This window comes from Streptomyces sp. NPDC052079 (assembly GCF_040680275.1).
GTDB lineage: Bacteria > Actinomycetota > Actinomycetes > Streptomycetales > Streptomycetaceae > Streptomyces.
In genome coordinates this window covers 1-24,183 of record NZ_JBFAWL010000024.1, presented here as the reverse complement: position 1 = coordinate 24,183, position 24,183 = coordinate 1, and the positions used below count along the sequence as shown (strand labels likewise).

The following is a 24,183-nucleotide window of genomic DNA, read 5'->3' as shown; positions in this document are numbered from 1 at the left end:
TTGACCGTAACGCGCGTACCACGTCCGTGGTACACGGCGGTGCTCGCGTACGCCCCCGGGAGGGCACCGGGTTCGGTCTCCGGTCGACATCCGGACGACAGGTTCGCCCATACCGTTGACGCGTGACTCCACCCACCGCTGAAGCGGCGGGCTTCCTGCGTCGGTGGCTAAGCACCGTCGCAGAGGACCAGCCCGGCCCTGCTGAGCACATTGAGCGCGCCTACGTGGTCGGCGTTTGCGAGGAAGCCGCACGCGGTGCACTCGAACTTTGCTTGGGTGACGCGGTTCTCCTTGGCGACGTGCCCGCAGTCGGGGCAGGTGCGGGAGGTGTTGCGGGCGTCCACCGGGATCACGCGGCGAGCGGCACTCTCAGCCTTCTGCGCCAGGATTCCGAAGAACAGTCCCCAACCCGCGTCGAGGATGCTGCGGTTGAGCCCGGCCTTCGCGGCGGCCCCGTTCGGCAGGAAACCGCCGGGCTGCTCGGGGTCGGGCCTGGCTGCCGGGCTCCTGGTCATCCCGGCCGTGTTCAGCTTCTCGTGGCCGATCACGTCATGCTCGGCGACGAGCGTGTTTGCGGCCTTGTGGTGGTGGTCGAGCCGCTGCCTGCGGATCTTCGCGTGGATCGCGGCGACCTTCCGGGCCGCCGCGCGGTGGCGCTTGGTGCGCTGCCGGGTCCGCTTGGGGAACGTCGCAAGGTGCTGCTGGGCGGCGGCCAGCTCCTCCGCCATCACCTGGAGGAACCGCGGGTTCTCCACGTGCTCACCGTCGGACGTGGTGAGGAAGTGCCTCACGCCCATGTCGATACCGACGATGCTTCCCGTCGCAGGCAGCGGCTCGGCCGGTACGTCGTCACAGGCCAGGACGACGTACCAGCGGTGGCCCTCCCGCTTCACGCTGATTGTCTTGACCCGGCCGCGCACGGGCCGGTGCCGGTGCACGCGGACGTGCCCGACACCCTGCAGCCGCACCCGGGTCTGCGGGTCGTGCGGGGTGGAGTCCCAGCGGCAGCCGTCCCCGTCCTTCGGGAAGGTCACCGTGTCGAAGTGGCCGACGCCTTTGAACCTGGGGTAGCCCGGCGTGAGACCGGCCTTCACCCGCTGGAAGAATGCTTGGAACGCCTTGTCCAGACGGCGCAGGGTGGCCTGTTGGGAGGAGAACGACCAGCGGCCCTGCCGCTCCGGGTCGAACGCCCGGATCTCCTTCAGCTGCGCGGACTGACCGCCGTAAGGAACGCTGGTCTTCGAGACGTGCCGGTAGGCGTCCCGGCGTTCCTGGAGCGCACCGTTGTACAGCGAGCAGTGGTCCCGCAGCATCCCGGCAAGCGCCTGCTCCTGGCGCACCGTGGGCCGGAGAAGGAACTTGTAGGCACGCATCATCCCGGACCACCCCCTGTCGCAATCGCACGGTCACAGCCAGTACAGACAACCTAGCGGGCCCCACTGACAACAGTGCAGATCCGTACAGAAAGCCGAGGTCAGAGCAGTGACAGAAGCCATTCCCCACCCCGCTGAAGCGGGGCGTCCCTTGGCTAGGTTCTGATGGATCTTCGACTGCCCCCATTGCGGCGACGGCCGCGACGGATCGCCGCCGCCGCGGCCGCCGTCGTCGTGCTTGCCGGTGCCGGTACCTGGAGTGCCGTCGCCTCCGACGACGCTCCCGCGGTGCGCCGTGCCGACCGGGTCGTGAGCGTGGGCGACGGGGTGCGGATCGACACCTCGTACTTCACTGCCGGGCCCGGCGGACGCCGGCCCGCCGTGCTGCTCGGGCACGGTTTCGGCCGTAGCAAGGAGGACGTGCGGGAGCAGGCAGAGGACCTCGCGCGTGACGGATACGCCGTACTGACGTGGTCCGCGCGAGGCTTCGGGAAGTCGACCGGGAAGATCGGGCTGAACGACCCCGAGGGCGAGGTCGCCGACGTCTCCCGGCTGATCGACTGGCTCGCGGACCGGCCCGAGGTGCGGCTCGACAAGGACGGCGACCCCCGGGTCGGGATGGCGGGCGGCTCGTACGGCGGTGCCATCGCCCTGCTCGGCGCCGGGTACGACGACCGGGTCGACGCCATCGCCCCGGCGATCACCTACTTCGATTTCGCCGACGCGCTCTTCCCGGACGGCGTGTTCAAGAAGCTGTGGGCCGGCCTCTTCGTCAACTCCGGCGGCGGATGCGACCGGTTCCAGACCGAGCTGTGCGCGATGTACGAGCGGGTCGCCGAGTCGGGCGTGCCGGACGCCGAGGCCCGTGCACTGCTCGAGGCGCGTTCGCCGTCCGCGGTCGCCGACCGCATCGACGTGCCCACGCTGCTGGTGCAGGGGCAGTCGGACTCCCTCTTCCCGCTCGGCCAGGCCGACGCCGCCGCGCAGGCGATCCGCGCCAACGGCGCCCCGGTCGACGTCGACTGGATCGCGGGCGGACACGACGGCGGCGACATGGAGACCGACCGCGTGGAGGAGCGGGTACGGACCTGGTTCGACCGCTATCTCAAGGGCGACGAGAGCGCCGACACCGGCCCCGCCTTCCGCGTCACCCGCACCGGAGGCGTCGACTCCACCGACGGACGGGCCGTGCTGAACGGCGCGAGCGCCGACACCTACCCGGGGCTGAGCGACGGCGGCCGGTCGATTCCCCTGACCGGACGCCAGGAGCAGCGCTTCGACAACCCCGCCGGCGCCAACCCGCCCGCCCTATCCACCCTGCCCGGCCTCGGCGGCACCGGCGGACTCGCCCAGCTGTCCTCACTCGGCGTCGGGATCTCCCTGGACTTCCCCGGCCAGTACGCACGCTTCGAATCCGCCCCCGTCCGCAGCGATCTGCGGATCACCGGATCGCCGGCCGTCACCGTGCACGTGAAGTCGACCGGCGAGGACGCCGTCCTGTTCGGCAAGGTGTACGACGTCGGACCGGACGGCCGGCAGCAGGTGCTGCCCTCGCAGCTGGTCGCCCCGTTCCGCGTCGAGGGCGCCGGGTCCGGCAAGGACGTGACCCTCACCCTCCCCGCCGTCGACCACGAGGTCCCCAAGGGCCACCGCCTGCGCCTCGTCCTCGCCTCCACCGACCTCGGCTACGCCTCACCGGCCGCCCCGGCGACGTACACCGTCTCCCTGAAGAGCGGCCTCACCGTGCCCACCGCGCCGGGCGTCAGCACCGCCGCCGCCCCGCTGCCCGCCTGGGTGGTGTGGCTGCCGGCCGCCGGCGCGCTCATCGCGCTCGCCCTGCTGCTGACCGGACGCCGCCGCACCACCGCCCCGGCCCCCGACCCGGAACTGGCCGAGGTCCCGCTCCAGATCACCGACCTGAGCAAGCGGTACGCCCGTTCCGCGGACCGGTACGCCGTGCAGAACCTGTCGTTCCGTGTGGAGAAGGGCCAGGTGCTCGGCCTCCTCGGCCCGAACGGCGCGGGCAAGACGACCACCCTGCGCATGCTGATGGGCCTCATCAGGCCCGACGGCGGTGAGATCCGCGTCTTCGGCCACGCCATCCGCCCCGGCGCCCCGGTGCTGTCCCGGGTCGGCGCCTTCGTCGAGGGCGCGGGCTTCCTGCCGCACCTCTCCGGCCGCGAGAACCTGGAGCTGTACTGGCGGGCCACCGGCCGCCCGCCCGAGGACGCCCACCTGGACGAGGCCCTCCGGATCGCCGGACTCGGGGACGCCCTCGCCCGCGCGGTGCGCACCTACTCGCAGGGCATGCGGCAGCGCCTCGCCATCGCCCAGGCCATGCTTGGCCTCCCGGACCTGCTCATCCTGGACGAGCCGACCAATGGCCTCGACCCGCCACAGATCCGCGAGATGCGCGAGGTGATGATCCGGTACGCCGCCGGCGGGCGCACGGTGATCGTCTCCAGCCATCTGCTCTCCGAGGTCGAGCAGTCCTGCACCCACCTCGTCGTCATGGACCGCGGGCGGCTCGTCCAGGCCGGCCCGGTGCACGAGATCGTCGGCTCCGGCGACACCCTGCTCGTCGGCACCGTCACGCCCGTGGAGGAGCCGGTCGCCGAGAAGATCGCCGCGCTGCCGGGCGTCGCCTCGGCCGACCGCACCGACGAGGGGCTGCTGGTACGGCTCGACGCCGACGGCACCGCCGCGGGCCTGGTCGCCGAACTGGTCCGGCTCGAGGTGCCCGTGGCGTCGGTCGGCCCGCACCGCCGCCTCGAGGACGCGTTCCTCACCCTGATCGGAGGGTCCGCATGAGCACGCTCACCGAGCGGAACGAGACCGCCGGGCAGCCCGCCTCCGACGAGGTCGCCGCAGGCTACCGCGCGGGCCGTACCCTGCCCCTGCGGGTGGAACTGGTCCGCCAACTCAAGCGCCGCCGCACCTTCGTGATGGGCGCCGTCCTCGCCGCCCTGCCGTTCGTGCTGGTGATCGCGTTCGCGATCGGCGGCACACCGGACGGCGGCCCGGACGGCGGCGACCGCGTGAACCTGATGGACACGGCCACCGCGTCCGGCGCCAACTTCGCCGCCGTGAACCTGTTCGTGTCCGCGGGCTTCCTGCTGGTCATCCCGGTCGCCCTGTTCTGCGGGGACACGGTCGCCGCCGAGGCCGGCTGGTCCTCCCTGCGCTATCTGCTCGCCGCGCCCGTGCCCCGGATGCGGCTGCTGTGGTCCAAGCTGGCCGTCGGACTGGGGCTGAGCCTCGCCGCGATGGTGCTGCTCCCGGTGGTGGCGCTAGCCGTCGGCACGATCGCCTACGGGTGGGGGCCCCTGCGGATCCCCACCGGCGGGGCGCTCGACCCCGGCACGGCGGCGCAGCGGCTCGTGGTGGTCGTGGCGTACATCTTCGTGTCGCAACTGGTCACCGCCGGGCTGGCGTTCTGGCTGTCCACCCGCACCGACGCCCCGCTGGGCGCGGTCGGCGGAGCGGTCGGCCTGACGATCCTCGGCAATGTGCTGGACGCCGTCACCGCGCTCGGCGACTGGCGTCACTTCCTGCCCGCGCACTGGCAGTTCGCCTGGGCGGACGCCGTCCAGCCGACCCCGGAGTGGTCCGGCATGATCCAGGGCGCGGCGGTCTCCGTGACGTACGCACTCGTGCTGTTCGCGCTGGCGTTCCGCGGGTTCGTGCGCAAGGACGTGGTGTCCTGACACCCCCCGCCCGCGCGTGCGTCACGCGGGCCAACCGGGTGAAACTGCGCAACCGATTCCGCGGAGCCGGGTTGATGAGGGAGTAGGCCATGCGGCAGCGGAGGGCCAGATCGCGTGGCCGCTCCCGACTCTTCAAGCAGGAAGACAACCACATTGCGACAGACCCTGAGCAGGGGAGTGTTCGCGGCGGCCGCCACCGCCACGGGCATTCTGACCCTGTACGGAACCCCCGCCCTCGCGGACTCGTTCGCGGGGGGCGGTGCCGAGGATTCTCACGGTGCGCTGGCCGGGAACAACGTGCAGGTGCCCGTGCACGTGCCGGTGAACGCCTGTGGCAACACCGTCAGCGTGGCCGGCGCCTTCAACAAGGCGTCCGACGCCACGTGTGTCAACAAGGACTCCGGTGACAAGCACGGTCACGGCGCCCACGCGGTCGGCGGCACCAAGGGCTCGCCCGGCCTGGGCTCCGGCAACACCGTGCAGGTACCGATCCACGCGCCGGTGAACGCCTGCGGGAACACCGTCGGCGGTCTCGCGGTGGCCAACAGCGCGCACGACAACACCTGCGCCAACCTCTCCGACCACCGCGCCGACCACAGCTCTGGGCACCACTCCGACAAGTCCGCGGACCACTCGGCGGGCTCCTCCTCGCACTCGAAGTCCACGTCCGGCACCTCGCACACCGGCTCCCGCGACGGCGCGCACGCGACGGGCGCCGCGAAGCACTCGCCCGGTCTGCTGTCCGGCAACCTCATCCAGGCGCCCATCCACCTGCCGCTGAACGCGTGCGGCAACACCGTCAGCCTCGTCGGACTGCTCAACGACGCCAACGACAACACCTGCGTCAACAAGACGGCCCACGAGAACGACCACAGGGACAAGGAAAAGGACAAGGACAAGGAGAGGGACAAGGAGAGGGACAAGGAGAGGAAGAAGGACAAGGAGAAGGACAAGGAGACGCCGAAGCCTCACACCAAGGTGAAGACGCCTCCCAGGCCGGCCGAGGACGAGCACGGCTACCCGCCGCACATGGCGGAGACCGGCAGCGACGGCCTGATGGCGGCCTCGGCCGCCGGCGCGGTGCTGATCACGGGCGGAGCGATGCTCTACCGCCGCGGCCGTTTCGCCCGCCGGTAGCAGTCCACGGGTGCCGGACCCGCCCCGCCCGGCACCCGCACCCTTCCGACGAAGCGTCCCCCGGACCTGACCGGTCCGGGGGACGCTTCGTCGTGCACATGGGTCAGCCGCGCACCGGCGACGGCGCCCCGCTGCGGCTGCCGCTCCCCGGCACCGGCACCGTGCTGCGCACCGGGGTCGCCCTGAGCCGCCGGCGCACACCCTGGACCAGCGTCGACGCCGTGAAGGTGGCGCCCTGCACGAAGCGCATCGCCGGGCCGAAACCGGACGCGGTCACCAGGCCCGCGAGGAACAGACCGGGATACGAGGACTCGAAGCTGTGCCCGAGCGCGGGGGAGCCGCCGGGCAGCACCGCCAGCGTCCCGCGCAGTTCGGTCGAGAGCAGACCTAGCCGGTCACGGTGAGGCTTGAACCCGGTGGCCGCGATGACGTGCTCGGTCTCCATGCTGCGCCGGGCGCCGGACCGGTCGGTGAGGTCCAGCCGCAGCCCACCGGGCACCGCGGCGGCCGCGGTCACCTCGTGGCCCGGCAGCAGGTCCACCGCCCGCTCCACCCGCTCCCGCACCCACCAGGCACCGGCAGGACCCAGCGCCGTCGCGGCGATCCGCGAGCGGGTGGCCTCCGGCAGTCGCCGGAACAGACCCGGGCGCTCGGAGTAGAACCAGTTCCGCCAGCCGGGGCCGAGACCGCTGTGCGGCGAGCGGGCCGACTGCCACCAGGAACGCTCCAGGGGCGGCGGGACGTCGTTCCACCGCAGTTGCTCCGCCCGCGCCAGCACCCGTACCCGCGTGCCCTGTTCGGCGAGGAGCGCCGCCGTCTCCAGGGCGGCCTGGCCACCGCCGATCACCGTCACGTCCTTGCCCTGGAACGGGCCGAGGTCGCTGTGGTGGCTGCTGTGCGTCACCAGCGTGGGATGCAGTCCGCGCAGGGCCGCCGGCACCTCGATGAACGGCATCACCCCGACCGCCAGCGCCACCGTCCGCGCGTGCAGCGCCTCGCCGTCCTCGGTGACCGCCGTGAAGCCGTCGGCGCCTGACGACACCCGCGAGATGATGCGCTCGTCCACCGCCGGCACGGCGTTACGGGCGAACCACAGGCCGTACGAGGCGAACTCCTCCACCGGAATCGGCTCCGCGTGACGTGCCGTCATGCCCTTCTCGGTGCAGTACGCGTCCAGCGTCCAGCGGCGCGCCGGGTCGGAGAGGTTGGACGCCCATGGCTCCGACTTCAGGAACATGCCGCCGGGCATGTGGTCCCGCCAGGACGCCATCGGCCGTCCGAAGACACGGAGGTTCAGTCCGGCGGCCGCGGCGTGGGACGCGATCGACAGACCGTACGGACCCGCGCCCACCACCAGAAGGTCGTACATCATCAGCTGCTCGCTTTCTCGTTGTCGGTCCGTGAGGTCAGTGACGTTTCGGCGGTCCGGGAGGGCGCAGCCGCCCCGGGAGTCGGGCGCGGCGCCGGTACCGGTGCCGGCGGGCCCAGCCGTCTGCGCAGCCGGCCGGACACATGGCGGGCCCACAGGGCCCACATCGCCCGTCCGGGCCGGGGGTCGTCCCCGGCGTACCAGGCCAGTTCGCGTCCGCCGGGGGCCGTGCGCAGCGCGGCGAACGGCGCGTAGTTCTCCACCACGAACGACCGCCCGGCCACCGGATCCCCGTCCGGCAGCGGACGGCCGGTCAGATCCAGATGCAGGGCGCGTACGACGTCCAGTCCCGCGCTGTCCGCGAACAGCCGGAACTGGGCGCCGGGGCGCGGGTTGAAGTCGAGGAGGTGGTAGCGGCCGGTCGTGCCGCAGCGGCGGAAGTCGAGGTCGAAGACGCCGCGGTAGCCGAGTTCGCCGGTGAGGCGTTCGGCGAGCGCGCAGACCTCGGAGTTGGGCGTCCAGTGGCCCACCGCGGTCAGTCCCGCGCCCCGCGGCCAGGACAGCCGCTTGCGGCCGGCGCCGCCCGCGCGGACCGTGCCCGAGCGGTCGGCGTAGCCGTGGAAGAACCAGTCCCGGTCCTCGCCCGGCGGCAGATACGACTGGAGCAGCAGCGGACTGCCCGCCTCCGCCGTGCGCGCGTACAGCTCCCGCACCTGGTCGGCGCTGTGCACCAGCTGGGTGCTGCGCAGTCCGCTGCCGGGCGGGAGCAGCCAGGGACGGCTCCACTTGGCGACCAGCGGAAACCCGAGCCGCTCCGCGTCGGCGACGGCACGGGCGGGGCTGTCCGGGACCAGGGTCTCCGGGTGCGGGATGCCGACGGCGGCGCACACGGCGGCCAGTTCGGCCTTGTCGGCGACGCGTTCGGGCAGCGTGGCCGGCATCTCGGGCAGCAGATAGCCCGGCGCGAGGTCCTCGCGCAGGCGTCCCGCGGCGATTGCGGTCGCGTCGTCCAGCGGGATCAGCACGGCCGGACGCCCGACCTGCCCGGCCACGCGGCGCAGCACGGCGAGGATCTCGTCCCCGGTCGCCTCCGGGGGCGGCGGCGGATGCATGCGGCGCACATAGCGCGAGCGGGGCACGGGACTTCCCGTGGAATCCGCGACGACATGCACCTCCACACCGGCCCGGCCGAGCGACCGAACGGCCCCCAGCGTTCCGTGGTGAAAGGGATTCCGGTCGATCCGCAGCAATACCGCGGGGACTCGGATGTCAAGCAGTGACACGCATTCTCACCTTCTTCTGGAAGCGGCTCACCCGCACGGGTCAGCCCGGCACTCGAAAGCCGCAGTGACGGTGGCACCGTCGTATTTCCTATGACTGACTTCATATGACTGATCGTCACCAGCAAGGCGTCAGGCAATAGGCGGACGAGAGCGAAAAGAGGAGCAGTCAATGGCCCCAGAGCACAGGCGGGTCCGGGCCCGGGGAATGGCCGTGGGCGCGGCGGTGGCCGCCGTGTCGGCCGCCCTCGCGGCCGGTCCCGCGACCGGGGCGGGGACGGTGCGGGCCGACGACTCCCGCCCCGCGCTGCCCGCCCCGACGGAGCCCGGGGCGGCACCGGCCGTCCCGGCGCCCAAGCCCCCGCCCCCCGCCGTCCCCACGCCCGCGGCACCCACCGCCCCGTCCGTCGGCGTGCCCCAGCTCACCGCGCCGGCCTTCGGCGCCTTCCTCGCCTCCGACGGCCGGGGCGTGGCCCGCATGAACGAGCTCAGCCGCTGGCTGGGCGGTGCGGACCTGCGCGTCGGGCACACCTACCTGCCCGGCAACCGCTGGAGCGACATCGAGGGCGACATCGGGTTCCTCGAATCGTGGGCGCACTGGCGCAACGCCAGAAAGGACCGGATGCTCGTCCTCAACGTCCCCATGCAGGAGCGCAACGAGGAGGGCGTCTCCGACGAAGAGGTCCGGCGACTGCTGCAACGGGGCGCGGCCGGGGAGTTCGACCACCACTTCCGTGCCCTCGCCGAGCGGCTTGTCGAACTGAAGGTGCCGGACACCGTCGTGGTGCTCGGCTGGGAGATGAACGGCGTCACCTACACCCACCGGTGCGGCCCCGACCCGGAGTCCTGGAAGAAGTACTGGAACCGCATCGTAAAGACCATGCGGGCGGTGCCGGGCCAGGAATTCCGCTTCGATTTCACGCCGAGCCGGGGCCGGGACGCCATTGCCTGGACCGAGTGCTACCCGGGGGACGACACGGTCGACATTGTCGGCATGGATTCCTACGACCAGCCGGCCGGACGGTCCTTCGACGAACAGATCGAGGAGCCCTACGGACTTCAGGCACACGTCGATTTCGCCAAAGCCCACGGCAAGCCCATCTCGTACCCGGAATGGGGGCTTTTCCACAACGGCGACAATCCCGAATACATGCGGCGTATGCTCGCGTGGATGGAGGTGCACCGGCCCCTCTACAACACGCTGACCGACTACTGCCCGCATGGGGTGTGGCAGTGCGACGACAACCCGGAGTCCTCCCGCGTCTACAAGGAGGCGCTCTACGGCCGCACGCCCGACGCGGACCCGGAGACGACCCCGGAGGCCACCCCGGAGGTCACCCCGACGCCGTCCGCGCCGACCGAGCAGCTGCCCCCGGAGAAATGCTCGCCGCTCGACCTCGGCCGCTGGGTGGAGTACTGGCTCGGCGGAAAGCTCTGCCTGCCCTTCGACTGGTGGTGGCGCAGCCGCTAGGACGGCCGCCGTCCCGGCCCGGTTCACCGCCGTCACCGCTGCACATCAGCGGCGGCGGCCGGGCCGGGCACCGAGGCGGCGGGCGCCGGATCGTCGTCCCGGCCGCCCCGCCTCGGCCGCGCCAGCAGGGCCAGACCGCCCAGCAGCCCGCCCGCGCTCGCCCCCACCAGGGCGGTCACCCCCGCCGACGTGGACGTCGGCCCGCCCGGTTTCAGCGCGCGCGAGAACTGCACCAGCCGTACCTGCGTGCTGCCCTTGGTGTTCTCCGCGTGCAGGGTCAGCGCACGCGAGACCGCGTTCGCCATGTCGACGGCCTCCTCGGGCCGCGCGGAGGTGGCGGAGACGGACACCATCGGGGCGTCCGGCGAGGTCGCCGTGCGTACGCTGTCCCGCAGCGTGCGCACCGGCACCCCCGCCCACACCTGCGCGTCCCCGAGCACCGCGAGCTGCGTGGCCACCCGTCCGTAGGCCTGCGCGAAGCCCCGCGCGGCGTCCGGGGTCGCCTGCCCGGTCGGTACGGCGACGACGTAGCTGGTGGCCGTGTACGACGGGGGCGTGAGCAGTCCGTACGCGCCGCCGAACAGCCCGCCGACGAGCGTGCCCGCCACCAGCGCGGACCAGGCCGGCAGTTGCTTGACGCGGGCCAGGGACGGAAGGCGCCGACGGTTCGGAGTGTCGGTCATGACGGGCTTGCTCCCTTGTGGACATGCGGGGACGGCAAGGACGGCCGGGGTGCGGGGGACGGTGACGTGCCGGCGACTGCTGCGGCGTACACGTCCATGAGGCGGGCGGTGCTGCGGGTGATGCTGTAGTGGCGCGCGGCCTCCCCGGGCGTGCGCGGGCCGGGGCCCGCCGCGCCGGCCTCGGCGATCGCGCGGGCGTACGCGTCCGGTCCGCCGCGCACCCGCCGGGCCGCGGCACAGGCCGTCGGCGGCAGGTCCTCGATCGCCGGGCAGGAGGCGTAGAGCACGGGCAGGCCGGACGCCAGTGCCTCCACGGCCGCCAGCCCGAAGGCCTCCTCCGCGGAGGGCGAGGCGAACAGGTCCATCGCCGAGGTGAGCGAGGGCAGATCGGGACCGGGCGAGCCGTCGGGGAGACCGGGGCGCTCCCCGGTGAACAGGACCCGCCCGGCCACCCCGGCCTCGTGGGCGGTGCGGCGCAGCACGTGCTCCTCGGGGCCGCCGCCCACCAGCAGCAGCCAGTGGTCCTCCGGGAGCCGGGCCAGCGCCCGCACCAGCACGTCGAACCGCTTGCCGGGGGTGAGCCGGCCGATGCCGCCCACGACGAACGCGCCCTCCGGCAGCCCCAGACGCCGCCGGGTGCGTTCGCGCCGCTCCGGGTCGAAGCGGAAACGGTCCACGTCGATGCCGTTGGGAACCACCTCGATGCGGGGGGCGGGCACGCCCCAGCGCTTCAGCCGGTCGGCCACCGTCGGGGAGACGGCGACCGTCGCCGAGCCGAGCCTCTCACTCGCCAGATACAGCGCGCGCACCCCCGGAGTCAGCCGGCGGCCCTCCATCTGCGAGTCGCCCAGCGAGTGTTCGGTGGCGACGACCGCGCGGACCCCGGCGACCCGGGCGGCCGGCCGGCCGTACACACAGGCCCGGTACAGGTGGGTGTGCACCAGGTCGTAGCCGCCGGAGCGGATCAGCCGTACCAGCCGGGGCAGGACGGCCAGATCGCGGTTGCCGTTCATGCCCAGATGCACGACGCGGACCCCGTCGGCACCGAGCCCCTCGGCGACCGGACCCGGGTTGGTGAGCGTCACCACGTCGCACTCGACGGGCAGATGACGCAGCAGCAGCCGCAACTGCAGCTCGGCCCCGCCGATCCCTAGCCCGGTGATGATGTGCAGGGCCCTCATCACACGCCCTCCACCGGGCGCCGGCGCAGCCGGTGCAGCCGGAGCTTCAGATACAGGCGCAGCGCCGTGTCGTTCTGCCCCACGTGCGCGCGCGGCAGGGCGTGCGGGCCGGTCAGCGGTCCGGGGTCGATGGCGCAGGCGTAGCGGTAACCGGCCGTCCGTACGGCCTCGACGACGCGCGCGTCGACCGTGCCGTACGGATAGCAGAACCCGTCCACCGGTGCCCCGGTCAGCTCGGCGAGCAGGGCGCGGCTCTCGGCGACCTCGGTCTTGAGGGTGGCGTCGTCCGCGAGGGTGAGGTCGACATGGGTCAGCCCGTGCGAGCCGATCTCCACGCCCTCGGCGGCGGCGCGCCGGATGCCGTCCGCGGTCAGCAGAGGCTTGCGCGGGCCCAGCGGATCCCAGGCGTTGTCGCCGCCGAGCCGCCCCGGCAGGACGAAGAGCGTGGCGCCGCAGCGGAAGCGGCGCAGCAGCGGCAGGGCGGCGGTGAGGAAGTCGGTGTACCCGTCGTCGAAGGTGAGACCGACCAGGTCCCGCCCCTCGCCCCGGGCCCGCGCGGCGAGCAGGTCCGAGACCGACACGCCCCGCAGCCCGCGCCGGCGCAGCCACGTCAGCTGCCGTTCGAGCCGCTCGGGCGTGACGGTGATGCGGTAGGGGTCGTCCGAGCAGTCGCCCACCGAGTGGTACATCGCCACCCAGGGGACGGGCCCCGGCCGGGACGACGGGGCTCTGGGGGTGTCGAGGGAATCAACGGAAGCGGCCATGTGTGAGCTTTCGTGTGACGGTGCGTACGGAGCGCACGGCGGATGCGGAGCCCCGGGCGCCCAGGACGGACAGGGCGAGCGGGATGAAGACGGCGGTCACGGTGAGGCAGCCGGCCGCGAGCGCCGCCGCCGGCGACGCGAACCGGCTCGCCGCGTACGCGCCCGCGGCGACGGCGAGGGCCGAGGCGAGCACCGGCCGGACCAGCTCCGCCAGGACCGTGCGGACGCCGACCGTGACGCCGGTGGCGGCACCGCGGCGGGCGGTGCGCAGGCCCGTCAACAGCAGGACGGCGGTGACGGTGATGCCGAAGGCGTTGGCGGCGGCGATCCCCGCCACCCCCCAGTGGCCCACCGTCACGGCACCGATCAGCGACGTCGCGGCGATGCCCGCGGTCATCACGCCGACGGGGTACCAACTGGGGCGGCCCGCCGAGAAGTAGCAGCGGACAAGGGCGCCCACGAGGGTCTGGCCGAGCAGACCGAGCGCGTACACGCGCATGACGTCCGCCGTCGCGGCGGTGTCGGCGGCGGTGAACGCGCCTCTTTCGAACAGCAGTTGGATCATCTGCGGGGCGCAGGCGATCACCGCGCACATGCCCAGCAGCACCACGCAGGAAGCCAGCACCAGATCCCGCTGCACGCGGGCGCGGGCCCGTTCGGTGTCACCGTCGGCGAGGGCACGCGCCACCACCGGGAAGGTGACCGTGCACACCATCAGCGACAGCGTCATGGGGATCTGGGCGACCTTCTGCGCGTAGTTCAGGTGCGAGATGGCACCGGCGGGCAGCGAGGACGCCAGGAACCGTTCGACGAGCACCTGCGACTGGCGGCAGAGCGCGAACAGCAGGACGGCGGCGATCAGCGCGAGCCGCACCGGCCGCTCCTCGTCGGCCGGCCCGGTGACGGTCGCGGGCCGCGGCGCGCGGGAGGCCAGCTGCCGCCACAGCGACGGCAGCTGCACCGCGACCATCAGACAGCCGCCCACCGCGACCCCGGCCGCGGCGGCACGCACGCCCCACTCCGCACGGAGGAGGAACATCGTCGCGATGATGCCGGTGTTGTAGGCGACGTAGATCGCCGCCGGAGCGAAGAAGCGCCGGTGCGCCCGCAGGGCGGCGCTGCAGTACCCGGCGAGCCCGAAGGCCAGCAGGCTGAGCGCGGTGAGCCGGGTGCAGTCGACGGCCAGGCGCGGATCCGACAGACCGGGCGCCAGCACCCGGACCAGGTACGGAGCCCCGGCGGCCGTCAGCGCGGCCACCGCGGCGAAGGCCAGGCACAACCGCGGCAGCGTGGCCCGCACCAGCTCCCGCACCGGATCACCGGGAACGCCCCGCGCCCGGCGCGCCAGCGCCACGCTGAACGCCGGGATCAGCGCGATCGCCAGCCCGTCCTCGATCAGCAGCGTCGCGGCGATCTCCGGCACCGTCCACGCGACCAGGAACGCGTCCGTGTCGCTCCCGGCCCCGAACAACCGCGCCAACGACTGGTCCCGCACCAGCCCGAGCACGGACCCGGCGATCGACAACACCGCCGTGACCATGGCAGCCCGCGCCAGAAACCCCCGGGAGGCGCGGTGCGTGGGTTCGGTGGGCGTGTCGGCGTCGGTGCCGGTGCCGTCGGCGGGGGGTGCGGTCGGGGTGGCCGCGCCCGGCCGGTCCGGTGCGGTCGGGGTGGCTGCGCCCGGCCGGTCCGGTGCGGTCGTATGGCCGGCGGGGCCGCCGCCGTCACTGTGCGGCCGGCCGTTCCGCGGTCCGGCCGGGGCGCGGTGCGTGGGTTCGGTGGGCGGGCCGGCGTCGGGGCTGGTGCCGTCGGCGGGGGGTGCGGTCGTGGTGGCTGCGCCCGGCCGGTCCGGTGCGGTCGGGGTGGCCGCGCCCGGCCGGTCCGGTGCGGTCGTATGGCCGGCGGGGCCGCCGCCGTCACTGTGCGGCCGGCCGGTCCGCGGTCCGGCCGGGGCGAGGCCGGCCGTGCGCCGGTTCGGCGCCGGGCCGCGGAGTTCCGGGCTGCCCGGCGCGGACGGGACGCCCCCGGACGCGCCCGCATCCGGCGCCGGGCCGTCCGCCTTGAGCACGCCGGACCCCGTGCCGCCGGGTTCAGGCGCGTCGGAACCGGAACCGGGCGTCTGCGAAGGCACCACCGTCATCGCGCCACGGCCTCCTCGAGCCGCCCGGGAACCTCGTCCCGGCAGCCGGCGGCCGGCCGTTCGTCGCGCGGGAGGGCCCACCACGCCGTCAGCCCCAGGGCCACGCCGGTCAGCACGGTCGAGGGTCCGCCGATGTCGCCGTACAGGTAGTCGGTGAGCTGCCAGAGCAGCAGGCCGCACGCGATGAGCCCGCAGTCCAGGCCGGGCCCGCGCCGGCGCACCCGCAGCAGCCCGCGCACCGCGCACACCAGCAGCGCCAGCCAGCTCCCGGCGAGCGTGAGCAGCCCGACCAGGCCCTGCTCGCTCAGCACCAGCAGATACATGTTGTGCGGGGAGAGCAGCGCCTGCTTGTGGTACGTCTCGCCCGCCCCGTCGATCTCGCTGCCGGACGACAGCGCCAGCGTCGCGTGTCCGTCGCGGTACGCGGGAAAGCCCTTCAGCCCCACGCCGGTCAGCGGGTGCTCGCGCCACATGCCGGTGGCCGCCGCCCACAGGGTGTACCGGTCGATCACGGAGCTGTCCGGGGTGTCGGTGACCTCCGTGATGCTGTCGATCCGCTCCTGCAGCATCGCCGTACCCACCCCGAATCCGCCCATCAGAATCACCCCCGCGGCGACCAGGGCCGCCCCCGCCTTCAGCGCGCGCCGCAGCCCCGCCAGCGCCAGCTGTACGGAGCAGGTGAGGACGGTCGCGATCCAGGCGCCCCGGCTGAAGGACAGCGCCAGCGGCAGCACCAGAACCAGCGCGCACCCGGCGGCGGCCGCCCGCTGCCGGAGCGGCGCCCGGCCCAGTGCCAGACCGACCGCGCACACCACGCCCAGCGACACCGCCGTCGCCATGCCCATCACGTCCGTCGCCCCGAAGGTGCCGACCGCCCGGAGGGTCTCCCCCTGGTAGGAGGCGCCGGTCCCGGTGACGTACTGGTGCACCCCCACGGCCCCCTGCCACAGCGCCAGCCCCACGAACGACCAGGCCAGCACCCGGAAGTCGGCCCGGCCCCGGAGCAGCACCAGCACCGCCGCCGGGACCAGCACGAAGACCTGCAGATAGCGGCACATGCCGCCGACCCCCGCCGCCGTCGAGTCCGCCCCCATGGCGGCGAGCGCGAGCCCCACGACCGGCAGCCCCAGCACCACCGCCGCGCGGGGCGACAGGGGCCGCCGCCGTTCCCGCAGCAGCCGGATCACGCAGTACCCCACCACCAGCGCGGACACCACGTCGGCGGGCACCGCGCCGTCCCCCGTCGGCGGCAGGGCCAGCAGCGCGACCACCGCCACCAGCGGCAGGACCGGCACCAGCGCGGCGGCCCGGCGCGGCAGGGGGACGAGGACGTGACTCACGAATCGTCAGCTCCCCGTCGGACGGACCAGGGTGACCGCGGTGCGCAGCAGGATGCAGACGTCCCCCCACAGCGACCAGTCGTCGATGTAGGCGTTGTCGAACCGGCAGCGGTCCTCGATCGAGGTGTCACCGCGCAGCCCGTGGATCTGCGCCAGCCCGGTGATGCCGGTACGCATCCGGTGCCGCTCCGCGTAGCCCGGGTGCGTCTGGCTGAACTGCGTCACGAAGTACGGCCGTTCGGGTCGCGGACCGACCAGGCTCATGTCGCCGCGGAGCACGTTCCACAGCTGGAGCAGCTCGTCGAGCGAGGTGCGCCGCAGCATGCGGCAGAACCCGCTCATCTCGTGCTCGCCGGCCACGCTCCAGCGGGTCGCCGACTCGTGCTCGTCGGCCGGGCGGTGGGTGCGGAACTTCAGCAGCGTGAACGGCTTGCCGTTCCGGCCGATGCGTTCCTGCCGGAACACCACACCCGGCCCGTCACTCATCCGCAGCGTCACCGCGAACACCAGCAGCAGCGGGCTGACCAGCAGCAGCAGCGCCCCCGACACCAGGATGTCGAGCATCCGCTTGCTGACGCCGCCGCGCGCCGGGCCGAAGTCCAGCCGCCGGCAGGCGAACCCGGCCAGCCGTTCCGGCGTCGGGCAGGGCGCGGCGTCGGCGTCGACCTCCCAGACCACGCACCCGGACGCGGCCAGCGACCGCAGCAGCGGCTCCTGTTCGGCACGTACCGACGGATGGACGGCGAGTACCGCCCGCACCCCGTTCTGGATGACCGCCCGTTCGACCTCCTCGTCCGTGCGCAGCACGGGCACGCCCTCACCGCCGTCCGCCTGCCCGGCGACGATCCCCACCGGCCGCACCCCGCACCCCGGGTGGCGCAGCACGGCGGCGGCCACGCGCTGCGCGGTCGCCGCCGGCCCGATGACGAGCGCGGCGTGCGGGTGCCGCCGCAGCGCGGCAAGCCGCCGCCCGTGCACCACCGCGCGGAGCACACAGCCCGCAGTCACCTGCACGGCGAGCCCCGCCAGCAGGGTGCCGGCGGACAGCGCCTGCTCCGGCCGGTACGCCGCCCACAGCGCCGCGGTCGCCAGCCAGGCCACCGCGGCACGACCGCACACGGCGGGCAGTTCGTCCAGCAGCCCCGGCGTCCACGCCGGTTCACCGCGCGGACGCGGCAGCAGCGACGCGCCGATCAGCAGGGCCACGAGCAGGGGATGCGGCCGCGCGCCGGCGAGCACCGGCACCGCGAGCAGGACGGCCGCGGTGTCCGCGACGAGCAGTGGCACCGGGGAGTCCGGCCGGGCCGGGGGCCGCGAGGGGGGCAGCCGGGGGCCGTCGTCGGGGCCGCGCGGCGGCATGACGGAAACGGGCGAGAATCCGTGGTCCTGTGGCGGTACGCCGGGGGAGGGCACGGTGTGTTCGGCGGTCACGAGTGGATGGACTCCCTGTGCTCGGAGGGCTCGACGGGCTGTGACGTCCTCTGGGCCTCGGCGTCCTCGGCCGCCCGGGGCGCGTGAGCCCGTGGCGCTGTCGCGGCCGGCCAGGTGCCGAGCAGATCGCGGTAGACGCCGGTGACCGCCCTCGCGGTGCGCCGCACGTCATGGAGGGACAGCACGTGGCGGCGGCCCCGGTCGCCGAGGGACGTACGCAGCGGCGGGTCGAGCAGCAGCGCCGCGACGGCGCCCGCCAGCGCCTCCGGGTCCTCCGGCGGCACCACGCAGGGGGCGGCGAAGGAACGCGGCAGGCTCTCGCGGGCGCCGTCGACGTCCGTGACGACCACGGGCCGCCCGCACGCCATCGCCTCGAGCGGGGCCAGCGCCATGCCCTCCCAGCGGGACGGCAGGACGACGAGATCGGCGGCCTGGTACCAGGGCGAGGCGTCCTTGACGGCCCCCGCGAACAGGACCGAGGCGGGGGCGGCCGCGCGCAGCCGGTCACGGTCCGGCCCGTCGCCGACCAGGACGAGGCGGGCGTCCGGGACCTGACGCAGTACGGCGTTCCAGGCCCGCAGCAGGACGTCCTGCCCCTTCTGCCGGCACAGCCGGCCCACGCACACGGCGAGCGGCGCCTGCGCGGGCAGCCCGGCCAGCGGCGCGAGCCCGGCCCGTACGGTGTCCGCGGGGGCCGGGCGGAAACGCTCGGGGTCGATGCCGTTGGGTACGACGGCCCACCGGCCGGTGATCCCCGCGTGCACACCGGTGGCGCGCTCGGCCTCGCTCACGCACACCACCCGGGCGGCCCAGCGTGCCGCCCACCGTTCCCAGCGCAGCGCGAGGGCCGCGGTGGAGCCGCCCACCGCCTCGAACGACCAGGCGTGCGGCTGGAACACGGTGGGGATCCGTCCGCGTACCGCCAGCCGCCCGGCGAGCCCGGCCTTCGCGCTGTGCGCGTGCACCAGATCGGGGCGCACCTCGTCGAGCAGCCGGGCCAGCTGCCGTACCTCCCGGACCAGTGACGCACCCGGCGAGCGGGTCGCCCGCCAGTGCCGTACGTGCGCGCCGAGCGAGCGAAGTTGACCGGCGAGCGGGCTGTCGGGGCAGATCGCGGTGACATGGAGCCCGTCCGCCAGCTGGGCCCCCACCAGGTCCGTCACGACGCGCGCGACCCCGCCGTCCACGGGCTGGGTGAGATGCAGGACCCGCGGCCGGCGTCCGGCCGGTGACAGTTCCGTGGGCACGGCTTCCTCGCTCGGGCAGGGGTCGGGAACGGACGGCAACGCGCTCACCGGTCGACGGCGGCGAACAGCACACCCGCCCACGCGGCGTCCCGCTCGGACGTGAGGCGGACGGTGGCCTGGTCACCGGACTGCGTCAGGTGCTCGCCGAGGCGGAACACATCGGAGTCGTAGCCGAGGGTGTTGGCGTACGCCGGTACGCGTTCCGGGGCGCCACCGGGGCCGGAGACGGTGGAGTTCAGGACGTCGTCGTGCGGATTGGCCCGGTCGCCCAGCGCGGTGGCCAAGACGCCGTCCGTGCTCACAGTGAGGGAGTCGCCGGTGGTGCCGGGGTCGCCGTTGTACGCGACCAGCCCCACCTGCCCTTCGGCGCCCGCGGCGAACGGCATGTCGCGCAGCGCCATTTCCGCGCCCCCACCGGACAGCGCCGTGAAGCCGTCCCAGATGGAGAGGTGCCGCAGCGGCTCCTCCGGGTTCTCGTACGCCACCACCAGCGTCCAGCCGCCCCAGGCGCCGGCCGCCGACTTGCCGGAGGCCACATTGATCTGCGCCACCGTGTACAGGCCCGGCGCGCTGTCCCGCACCAGCCGCGTCACATCCGCGGAGGCCTGGAAGGCGTCCGCGCCGTCCGCCACGCGGTGCCCCACGACGGTGTCCGCGAGCAGTTCCTTGTACGCGCCGCCGGGTTCGGCGATCAGCACCCGCTCGTTGTCGGCGGGGGACTTCTGCTCGCCCACGAGGAGATTGCCGCCCCAGTACAGACGGGCGTAGGTGACGCGGGAGCCGGCGGGCAGGCTGATCTCCGCGCGGGAGGAGTTGTACGTGTTCGGGTCGTCGTCGACATCGATGTAGCTCATGTCGAAGTCGCCGTTCACACCCTCGGCGTCACCGGCGCGCACCGTGCGGCAGGAGGACGCCGAGGTGCGGCAGGTGGCCGAGGAGTTGGCCGCGCGCACGATGCCGCCGTGCTGCAGCGCCCGGTAGCGCTCGCCGAAGGCGAGGCCCTCGGCCTCCGGCGCGGGCGCGGCGGGAGCGGCGGCGGCGGGGCCACAGGGTGCCCACAGCGCGCAGAGCGCGAGGGCGCCCACTGTCGTACGGCGAAGCAGCTGACCCAGGGTTGGACGCATGACCGTCGGAGCCTTTCGGAACAGGTGGCGGCGGCAGGCAACGGGGACGAGTGCGATGCGTCCGCCCATGAGGGTGCTTCGGAGATTCGCACTCTAGTCATCAAACGGACAAATGCATCGATATTCCGCTAAGCGTGCCAAGTGTGTTGGAATCGTGAAGCCGGGTGCGCATGGCGCGCGGCCCGGGACACCGCCTGATCAGGCAGAACGCGCAAGAGAGTGAGGGGCGGCACCGGACGGCGTACTCCCGGTTGCGAGGAGTGGTGGGCGCTCCCACGGTGAGTTCAAGATCCGCAACCCTCGTGAAAGGAACCTCCATGCGCGCTCTGCCGGCACGGCGTATCGCACTCGGCGCACTGTGCGCCGCCCTTCTGGCCGGAACCACCGGCCCTGCCGCCATGGCAGCCGACCCGGCCCCCCAAAGCGACCGCGCGGTGTCGTCCGCCGTGCTGCTCACACACATCAGGCACGTCGACGCGCACGGCAGCGAACTCGCCCCGGTCGTCGACCTGGTGAACGCCGTGCTCGAAGCGCCCGGCGGTCAACTGCCCCGGGACCGGGCCATGAAGTTGGGCGACGCCGCGCGGGCCGCCGTGGCCAGGGCGGCGGACGACGACCCGTCGACCACGGTCACGACGACGACGTCCTCGTCTTTGCTCTTGTCGTCGTCATCGTCGTCGTCGTCATCGTTGTCGTCCTCGTCCTCGTCCGCGGCGACGGGTGTGCTCCTGCCGCAGGCGACCGAGACCACCGCCGACCCCTCGAGCGACGCGGTCGACGCCGTGCGGGAGGCCCTCGACGACCTCCTGGAGTCGCTCCTGCCGAAGGACGACACGACGACCGCCACCGAGCCGACAACCGAGACGGCCGACGAGTCCACGACCGAAACCACCGACGAGTCCACCGCTGAAACCTCGGACGAGTCCACGGACACATCCACCGACGCATCCACCGACGCGGCGAAGACGCCGGCCGATGACCTGGCGGCTCGGATCGACGCCCTCGTCGAGGCGCTGACCGACGCCGACCCCGAGGTGACCACCCTGCCCGCACCCGCCGCTGCGACGCCGTCGGAGTCCACCACGCCGGCCACGCTCCCCGCGCTCAACTCACTTCTTCTGCCGACTTCGTAAACCCCGTACGAAGCGGCATTCACCCCATCAGTCGTCCATAGATTTCATATGAGGACTTGGCAATCTTCGGCTTCCCGGTTTCCGGCCGGGCCGGGGATCGTTGAGCACGGCGACAGAATTCCCCTCCGGCGCCCCGCGTTGCCGAAGAAAGGAACACGATGAAGTCCCTGAAGGCTGCCGCCGTCCTTGCCGGGTCCCTGTTCGCCGCCGGTGTCGCCTCCCCCGCGTACGCAGCGGACTCCACGGACCTGGCGTCCACCGGCCTCGACACCGGCCTGCGCACCGCGGTCCCCTTCGAGCTCATGCCGCTGCACGAGTCGGACTCGCTCGTCGCGTCCGACGAGGACTCGGTGCTCGGCACCGCGAAGGAAGCGGCCGCCGTCGTGAATGAGGCCAAGCCGGTGCGCGGCGATGTGGGGCTGCACGCCTGAAACAACGCCCAGCGCATCAGGCCCCCGGTTTCCGCCGGGGGCCTGATTGCGTGCTGCTGCCGCTACGGCTGTTTCCGGACGGTGTCGCCCGAGTACGGCAAGAGCCCCGGCGCGCGAGGCAGCCGGGGCTCCAAAGGCGGGCGCTACGACGGACGTGCGCAGCCGTAAGTCCGGGTGATACGTCAGTGGTTCACGCAGACATTGCCGGCGGAGGTGTTGAGGAAGCCGATTACGTCCACGGTGTTCCCGCACACATTGATGGGCGCGTGGATCGGAATCTGGATCACGTTGCCGGACACGAAGCCCGGTGAGCGGACCGCCGCACCTTTGGCGCCGGAGTCGGCCGTGGCCATTCCGGCGCCGCTGAGCACCACGGCACCCGTGCCGAGAGCCACGGTGGCCGCCTTCGCGATGCGAGACATCACGTTCTCCTTACTGGTCTGGTAAGCGCGGCAGCATGACGAGCGGCCGCACTCCCCGATCAACGCGGGGGCAGTGTGCCGGGTCACGGCTAATGTCCCCAAGATCACTACTTCATCCAACTTTGGGGCGAGTGGTGACCTCGACCCGCCGTCTCTGTCGACCGTTTGAGGTGGTCGCACAGGGCTCTGACCTGCATCTTCCCAAGAAACTTACGCATATGGGCGTTTCAGCTACCCAAAGCCGCAAAGGTCACTTACCTTAACAACTGTCAGTGACCGGCCCATAGCGGGCTGTGTCCACTCGAGAACGGAGAGGTAATGCGTAAGTTCCAGAAGGCCGCCGTCGTCGCGGCCATGCTCGGCAGCGTCAGCTTCCTCGGTGCCGGCGTCAGCTACGCCGGTGACCACCCGAGCTTCGAGCTCAACAACGAGCAGACGACGACCTGTGTGCTGGACCAGTCCGTTCAGTCGCTGGTGGCCATCGACGACGTCAACGCCGGTGTTGGCGCGCTCCTCGGCCTGGGCAACGCGTCCAACAGCGAGACCAACGCCATCGCCTGCTCCTCGAACGTCGGCTGAGCAGTCGCTGTCAGGTGAGCCTGGCGGGCTCCGGATTCCGCGCCTTCGTGGCGCGGGTCCGGGCCCGCCCGGCCCCCTCGACCATTTCACGATCGTCAAGGGAAAAGGTTGATGTTCCACTCGAAGAAGATCGCGGTGGCGGGCCTCCTGGGGAGTCTCGCTCTGATCGTTGCCGGTGCCGCCCAGGCCGCCGGCGTCGGGAGCTCCGGCAACTGCACCAAGGACGACAAGGGCCAGCTTCGCTGCGTCCATGTCAGCGAGTACCGCGTCACCGAGCAGGACGGCAAGGTCCGCGTCGACAACAAGACGTCGCAGACCTGTTCCGGCGAGGGTGAAGTCACCTGCAGCAGCACCCTCTCTCAGGGCGAGGAAGTCTGACTGCGCGGCGATGCGCATGCGCGCATCGCTCGATCGTCGAATTGCCGGGCAGATTATGTGAAATGGCGACAGCAGTGTGACGTTTGTTTTTCTGTCATGTGAATACCGTTCGGCGTTTCGCTATCAATTGTCGCAAAGGTCGCCCTATATTTGGCGACTGTTACCGACCGGCCCGACCGGGGTCGCGTCAATTCCAGAATGGAGCAGTAATGCGCAAGTACCAGAAGGCTGCCGTTGTCATGGCGATGCTCGGCAGCGTCAGCTTCCTCGGCGCCGGCGTCGGCCACGCCGGTGACAAGCCGGAGGTGGAGATCAACAACGACCAGGCGACGACCTGTGTGCACGACCAGTCCGTTCAGTCGCTGGTCGCCGTCGACGACGTCAACCTCGCGGTCGGCATCCTGGGCGTCGGCAACGCCGAGAACGAGGAGACGAACGCCATCGAGTGCTCCAGCAACCTCGCCCTCGGCGGCAAGTGACCCCCCTCGGGTGATGGGGCAGGCCCTGGTGTCCGGTCGCATGCGATCCGGGCTCCGGGCCTGCCCCGCCTCGTTGGCCGTCCCGGCATCCCGTAACGGCCCCGCCACGCGGTCGCGGCGGGGCCGAGCGTTGAGGAAAAGGGTAGATGTTCAAGTCGATCAAGATCACGATGATGGCAGGAGTTCTGGGGAGCTCCGTCCTGATCGGCCTCGGCGCCGTTCAGGCAGCCGCTGTCGAGAGTTCCGGCAAGTGCACCGACGACGGCAAGGGTCATATGCGCTGTGAGGACGTGCGCAAGGAGCGGATCACCAGCGACGAGCACGGGACGATTCAACTCGTCAACGACATGACGCAGGTCGACGGCGAGGAGTCCTGACACTGCCGCGGTCATGTGGAAGGGCCGGAACCCGGGAGCGGGTTCCGGTGCTCCTGATCGAGAACGATCCGGGCGGATCGCCGATCGTGCCCGACCTGCTCGACCAGTCCGGCAAGCCGATTCGCATCCGCACCGCC

22 protein-coding genes are annotated in these 24,183 nt (G+C 72.6%); 10 read left to right on the top strand and 12 right to left on the bottom strand.

Annotated features, from left to right (window positions below; translation table 11 throughout):
- Window positions 1-167: 167 nt before the first annotated feature.
- Window positions 168-1,376 carry a transposase gene (locus AB0L56_RS26860; RefSeq protein WP_365427428.1) on the bottom strand — a complete coding sequence of 403 codons (1,209 nt, stop codon included), beginning with the start codon at window positions 1,374-1,376 and terminating at the stop codon, window positions 168-170.
- Between the two features lie 162 nt (window positions 1,377-1,538).
- On the opposite strand from AB0L56_RS26860, the gene AB0L56_RS26855 reads away from it, so the two are divergent.
- From AB0L56_RS26855 to AB0L56_RS26845, 3 genes are all read left to right on the top strand, one after another.
- Entirely contained in the window at window positions 1,539-4,184 is a 2,646-nt protein-coding gene (locus AB0L56_RS26855; RefSeq protein WP_365427425.1) for an alpha/beta fold hydrolase, read from the top strand.
- Entirely contained in the window at window positions 4,181-5,080 is a 900-nt protein-coding gene (locus tag AB0L56_RS26850) for an ABC transporter permease (protein ID WP_365427422.1), read from the top strand. The genes AB0L56_RS26855 and AB0L56_RS26850 overlap by 4 nt, the downstream gene beginning before the upstream one ends.
- Window positions 5,081-5,233: 153 nt before the next feature.
- Entirely contained in the window at window positions 5,234-6,217 is a 984-nt protein-coding gene (locus tag AB0L56_RS26845; protein WP_365427419.1) for a chaplin, read from the top strand.
- A 103-nt stretch (window positions 6,218-6,320) separates the two neighbouring features.
- Here AB0L56_RS26845 and AB0L56_RS26840 read toward each other — a convergent pair whose 3' ends face one another.
- Both AB0L56_RS26840 and AB0L56_RS26835 read right to left on the bottom strand, forming a co-directional pair.
- Window positions 6,321-7,586 carry an NAD(P)-binding domain-containing protein gene (locus AB0L56_RS26840; RefSeq protein WP_361035869.1) on the bottom strand — a complete coding sequence of 422 codons (1,266 nt, stop codon included), beginning with the start codon at window positions 7,584-7,586 and terminating at the stop codon, window positions 6,321-6,323.
- 2 nt (window positions 7,587-7,588) lie between these two features.
- Window positions 7,589-8,869, bottom strand: coding sequence for an ATP-grasp domain-containing protein (locus AB0L56_RS26835; protein ID WP_365427416.1), 1,281 nt, complete (start codon window positions 8,867-8,869; stop codon window positions 7,589-7,591).
- Between the two features lie 169 nt (window positions 8,870-9,038).
- Here AB0L56_RS26835 and AB0L56_RS26830 point away from each other — a divergent pair, with 169 nt between their 5' ends.
- Window positions 9,039-10,337: a glycosyl hydrolase gene (locus AB0L56_RS26830; protein WP_365427413.1), complete on the top strand. Its 1,299-nt coding sequence runs from the start codon at window positions 9,039-9,041 to the stop codon at window positions 10,335-10,337.
- A gap of 32 nt (window positions 10,338-10,369) precedes the next feature.
- On the opposite strand, the gene AB0L56_RS26825 is transcribed toward AB0L56_RS26830, so the two are convergent.
- From AB0L56_RS26825 to AB0L56_RS26790, 8 genes are read right to left on the bottom strand one after another with little or no spacing between them, the layout of a single operon-like run.
- Window positions 10,370-11,020: a lipopolysaccharide biosynthesis protein gene (locus tag AB0L56_RS26825; RefSeq protein ID WP_365427410.1), complete on the bottom strand. Its 651-nt coding sequence runs from the start codon at window positions 11,018-11,020 to the stop codon at window positions 10,370-10,372.
- Complete coding sequence (locus tag AB0L56_RS26820; RefSeq protein ID WP_365427407.1) at window positions 11,017-12,201, bottom strand: glycosyltransferase; 1,185 nt, start codon at window positions 12,199-12,201, stop codon at window positions 11,017-11,019. The genes AB0L56_RS26825 and AB0L56_RS26820 overlap by 4 nt, the downstream gene beginning before the upstream one ends.
- The gene (locus AB0L56_RS26815) at window positions 12,201-12,965 is read right to left on the bottom strand and encodes a polysaccharide deacetylase family protein (RefSeq protein ID WP_361035670.1); all 765 of its coding nucleotides are present in this window, start codon (window positions 12,963-12,965) and stop codon (window positions 12,201-12,203) included. The genes AB0L56_RS26820 and AB0L56_RS26815 overlap by 1 nt, the downstream gene beginning before the upstream one ends.
- The gene (locus AB0L56_RS26810; protein WP_365427403.1) at window positions 12,949-15,105 is read right to left on the bottom strand and encodes a lipid II flippase MurJ; all 2,157 of its coding nucleotides are present in this window, start codon (window positions 15,103-15,105) and stop codon (window positions 12,949-12,951) included. The genes AB0L56_RS26815 and AB0L56_RS26810 overlap by 17 nt, the downstream gene beginning before the upstream one ends.
- Window positions 15,102-16,445, bottom strand: coding sequence for an O-antigen ligase family protein (locus AB0L56_RS26805; RefSeq protein WP_365427400.1), 1,344 nt, complete (start codon window positions 16,443-16,445; stop codon window positions 15,102-15,104). The genes AB0L56_RS26810 and AB0L56_RS26805 overlap by 4 nt, the downstream gene beginning before the upstream one ends.
- 6 nt (window positions 16,446-16,451) lie before the next feature.
- Entirely contained in the window at window positions 16,452-17,876 is a 1,425-nt protein-coding gene (locus AB0L56_RS26800) for an exopolysaccharide biosynthesis polyprenyl glycosylphosphotransferase (RefSeq protein WP_365427397.1), read from the bottom strand.
- Complete coding sequence (locus tag AB0L56_RS26795; RefSeq protein ID WP_365427394.1) at window positions 17,873-19,123, bottom strand: glycosyltransferase; 1,251 nt, start codon at window positions 19,121-19,123, stop codon at window positions 17,873-17,875. Before AB0L56_RS26795 ends, AB0L56_RS26800 begins: the two co-directional genes overlap by 4 nt.
- A gap of 44 nt (window positions 19,124-19,167) precedes the next feature.
- Window positions 19,168-20,247: a DUF3344 domain-containing protein gene (locus AB0L56_RS26790; protein WP_365427392.1), complete on the bottom strand. Its 1,080-nt coding sequence runs from the start codon at window positions 20,245-20,247 to the stop codon at window positions 19,168-19,170.
- 317 nt (window positions 20,248-20,564) lie between these two features.
- Here AB0L56_RS26790 and AB0L56_RS26785 point away from each other — a divergent pair, with 317 nt between their 5' ends.
- The gene (locus AB0L56_RS26785; RefSeq protein ID WP_365427389.1) at window positions 20,565-21,380 is read left to right on the top strand and encodes a hypothetical protein; all 816 of its coding nucleotides are present in this window, start codon (window positions 20,565-20,567) and stop codon (window positions 21,378-21,380) included.
- 158 nt (window positions 21,381-21,538) lie between these two features.
- Window positions 21,539-21,811, top strand: coding sequence for a hypothetical protein (locus AB0L56_RS26780; RefSeq protein ID WP_365427386.1), 273 nt, complete (start codon window positions 21,539-21,541; stop codon window positions 21,809-21,811).
- 182 nt (window positions 21,812-21,993) lie between these two features.
- On the opposite strand, the gene AB0L56_RS26775 is transcribed toward AB0L56_RS26780, so the two are convergent.
- Window positions 21,994-22,233 carry a chaplin gene (locus tag AB0L56_RS26775; protein WP_361035649.1) on the bottom strand — a complete coding sequence of 80 codons (240 nt, stop codon included), beginning with the start codon at window positions 22,231-22,233 and terminating at the stop codon, window positions 21,994-21,996.
- Window positions 22,234-22,551: 318 nt separating this feature from the next.
- Between AB0L56_RS26775 and AB0L56_RS26770 the strand changes: the two genes are divergently transcribed.
- The 4 genes from AB0L56_RS26770 to AB0L56_RS26755 all read left to right on the top strand — a co-directional run bounded on the left by AB0L56_RS26770 (window position 22,552) and on the right by AB0L56_RS26755 (window position 24,046).
- On the top strand, window positions 22,552-22,812 hold the full coding sequence (locus AB0L56_RS26770; RefSeq protein ID WP_361035646.1) for a hypothetical protein: 261 nt from the start codon (window positions 22,552-22,554) through the stop codon (window positions 22,810-22,812).
- A 111-nt stretch (window positions 22,813-22,923) separates the two neighbouring features.
- Window positions 22,924-23,190 carry a hypothetical protein gene (locus AB0L56_RS26765; protein ID WP_365427382.1) on the top strand — a complete coding sequence of 89 codons (267 nt, stop codon included), beginning with the start codon at window positions 22,924-22,926 and terminating at the stop codon, window positions 23,188-23,190.
- Window positions 23,191-23,399: 209 nt separating this feature from the next.
- Complete coding sequence (locus AB0L56_RS26760) at window positions 23,400-23,669, top strand: hypothetical protein (RefSeq protein WP_365427379.1); 270 nt, start codon at window positions 23,400-23,402, stop codon at window positions 23,667-23,669.
- Between the two features lie 146 nt (window positions 23,670-23,815).
- Entirely contained in the window at window positions 23,816-24,046 is a 231-nt protein-coding gene (locus tag AB0L56_RS26755) for a hypothetical protein (RefSeq protein ID WP_361035638.1), read from the top strand.
- Window positions 24,047-24,183: the final 137 nt, after the last annotated feature.

What these genes read in the sequence shown, in the direction of transcription:
- AB0L56_RS26755 (WP_361035638.1), top strand. Translation starts at nt 23,816, where the DNA reads ATGTTCAAGTCGATCAAGATCACGATGATGGCAGGAGTTCTGGGGAGC.
- AB0L56_RS26815 (WP_361035670.1), bottom strand. Translation starts at nt 12,965, where the DNA reads ATGGCCGCTTCCGTTGATTCCCTCGACACCCCCAGAGCCCCGTCGTCC.
- AB0L56_RS26840 (WP_361035869.1), bottom strand. Translation starts at nt 7,586, where the DNA reads ATGTACGACCTTCTGGTGGTGGGCGCGGGTCCGTACGGTCTGTCGATC.
- AB0L56_RS26825 (WP_365427410.1), bottom strand. Translation starts at nt 11,020, where the DNA reads ATGACCGACACTCCGAACCGTCGGCGCCTTCCGTCCCTGGCCCGCGTC.
- AB0L56_RS26820 (WP_365427407.1), bottom strand. Translation starts at nt 12,201, where the DNA reads ATGAGGGCCCTGCACATCATCACCGGGCTAGGGATCGGCGGGGCCGAG.
- AB0L56_RS26765 (WP_365427382.1), top strand. Translation starts at nt 22,924, where the DNA reads ATGTTCCACTCGAAGAAGATCGCGGTGGCGGGCCTCCTGGGGAGTCTC.
- AB0L56_RS26850 (WP_365427422.1), top strand. Translation starts at nt 4,181, where the DNA reads ATGAGCACGCTCACCGAGCGGAACGAGACCGCCGGGCAGCCCGCCTCC.
- AB0L56_RS26775 (WP_361035649.1), bottom strand. Translation starts at nt 22,233, where the DNA reads ATGTCTCGCATCGCGAAGGCGGCCACCGTGGCTCTCGGCACGGGTGCC.
- AB0L56_RS26785 (WP_365427389.1), top strand. Translation starts at nt 20,565, where the DNA reads ATGCGCGCTCTGCCGGCACGGCGTATCGCACTCGGCGCACTGTGCGCC.
- AB0L56_RS26760 (WP_365427379.1), top strand. Translation starts at nt 23,400, where the DNA reads ATGCGCAAGTACCAGAAGGCTGCCGTTGTCATGGCGATGCTCGGCAGC.
- AB0L56_RS26860 (WP_365427428.1), bottom strand. Translation starts at nt 1,376, where the DNA reads ATGATGCGTGCCTACAAGTTCCTTCTCCGGCCCACGGTGCGCCAGGAG.
- AB0L56_RS26780 (WP_365427386.1), top strand. Translation starts at nt 21,539, where the DNA reads ATGAAGTCCCTGAAGGCTGCCGCCGTCCTTGCCGGGTCCCTGTTCGCC.
- AB0L56_RS26790 (WP_365427392.1), bottom strand. Translation starts at nt 20,247, where the DNA reads ATGCGTCCAACCCTGGGTCAGCTGCTTCGCCGTACGACAGTGGGCGCC.
- AB0L56_RS26855 (WP_365427425.1), top strand. Translation starts at nt 1,539, where the DNA reads ATGGATCTTCGACTGCCCCCATTGCGGCGACGGCCGCGACGGATCGCC.
- AB0L56_RS26770 (WP_361035646.1), top strand. Translation starts at nt 22,552, where the DNA reads ATGCGTAAGTTCCAGAAGGCCGCCGTCGTCGCGGCCATGCTCGGCAGC.
- AB0L56_RS26830 (WP_365427413.1), top strand. Translation starts at nt 9,039, where the DNA reads ATGGCCCCAGAGCACAGGCGGGTCCGGGCCCGGGGAATGGCCGTGGGC.
- AB0L56_RS26810 (WP_365427403.1), bottom strand. Translation starts at nt 15,105, where the DNA reads ATGACGGTGGTGCCTTCGCAGACGCCCGGTTCCGGTTCCGACGCGCCT.